Source organism: Streptomyces jumonjinensis (genome assembly GCF_009600885.1).
Taxonomy (GTDB): Bacteria; Actinomycetota; Actinomycetes; order Streptomycetales; family Streptomycetaceae; genus Streptomyces; species Streptomyces jumonjinensis.
Genome location: NZ_VCLA01000193.1, coordinates 1,348 through 2,752 on the forward strand (window position 1 = coordinate 1,348; position 1,405 = coordinate 2,752).

Here is a 1,405-nt window from a genome sequence, read left to right on the forward strand (position 1 = left end):
CCGCGACATTTCCCGTCCGGGCGTGCACCGCGCGATGATCGATGATGTGAGGGCGGAACGGAACCGCTGCGCGGACCTGCTGCGGGTGTGCGCCATCGGCGCGGTGGTGCTCGGCCACTGGCTGCTGGTCGATGTCACGTACCGTGGCGGGGCGCTATCCGGGCTGAACGCTCTCGACTATGTCGGCTGGGGGCGCTGGCCGACGCTGGTGCTGCAGGTCATGCCGGTCTTCTTCCTCGTCGGCGGCTATGCGAACGCGGTGTCCTGGACATCTCATCACCGGCAGGGCGAGGACTGGCGGTCCTGGGTGCAGGGGCGGGCCGCGCGGCTGCTGTGGCCGACGGCGGTGTACGCGGCCGTGTGCGCTCCGGCCGTCGCCGCGGCCCGCCTCGCGGGCGCGGAACCCGGCGTGCTGGCCCAGGCGGGCTGGCTCATCGCGCTGCATCTGTGGTTCCTGCCGGTCTACCTGATGCTGATCGCCCTGACGCCGCTCCTGCACGCCGCGCACCGCCGATGGGGGCCGGCCGTGCCGGTGGTGATGGCGCTGGGGGCGGCGGGAGTGGACGCCCTGGTGCTCGGCCCTCGGCTGCCGGTGATCGGCTTCGCCAACTATCTGCTCGTGTGGGGCTCGATGCACCAGTGGGGGTTCGCCTGGCAGGACGGCACGCTCACCACCCCGCGGTGGCGGTGCCGGGCCCTGGCTGCGGGGGGTGTCGTGCTCCTGGCCGGCCTGCTGGGCTGGGGCCCGTTCCCCGTCGACATGATTGGCGCGGGGACACGGGTGGGGAACACGGACCCGCCCTCGATCGCCTTGCTGGCCTTCGCAGCCGCGCAGACCGGACTTCTCCTCATGGCCGAACCCGCCCTGGAACGCCTGCTCACCCGCCCCCGTCTGCGGTCCCGGGTCAACCGGCTCAACGCTGCGGTCATGACCGTCTACCTGTGGCACATGATCCCCGTGATCCTGGTCGCCCTGGCTCTCTACCCGACAGGCCTTGCCCCTCAGCCCGCCATCGGCACCACCGTGTGGCTGGCGCTGCGCCTTCCCTGGCTGATTCTTCTGACCGCCGTCATGATCCCCCTCACCCTGGCCCTTCTGCGGGTCCAGCGCCCGCTGCTGCGCCTCCCCCCGGGTGTGGGGCCCACGGGCTGGTGGTCCCCCATCCTCCTGGCCTGTGGCCTGGCCGTCTGCCTCCCGTCCCTGGCGTCGCTCGCGATCGGCGGCTTCGCCCCGGCCGGCCGGGGCGCGGCGCTTCCGCTGGCGCTCTGCGCGTGCGGTCTCCTGGCCATCGTGTGCTCCGGTCGCCCACTGCCCCGGCGCGTCGGCACCGGGTACCTCGGGGGCACCGGAAATCCGGGGGACGGCGGCAGCAGCCCATGCCGGGGAATGCCGATGCCCGGAGCC

At 73.1% G+C, this 1,405-nt stretch carries 1 protein-coding gene; it reads left to right on the top strand.

Annotated features, from left to right (window positions below; all coding sequences use genetic code 11):
* Positions 1-46 precede the first annotated feature (46 nt).
* Positions 47-1,405, top strand: a 1,359-nt coding sequence (locus FF041_RS32385) for an acyltransferase family protein (protein ID WP_323393345.1), incomplete at its 3' end; no start/stop codon positions are given.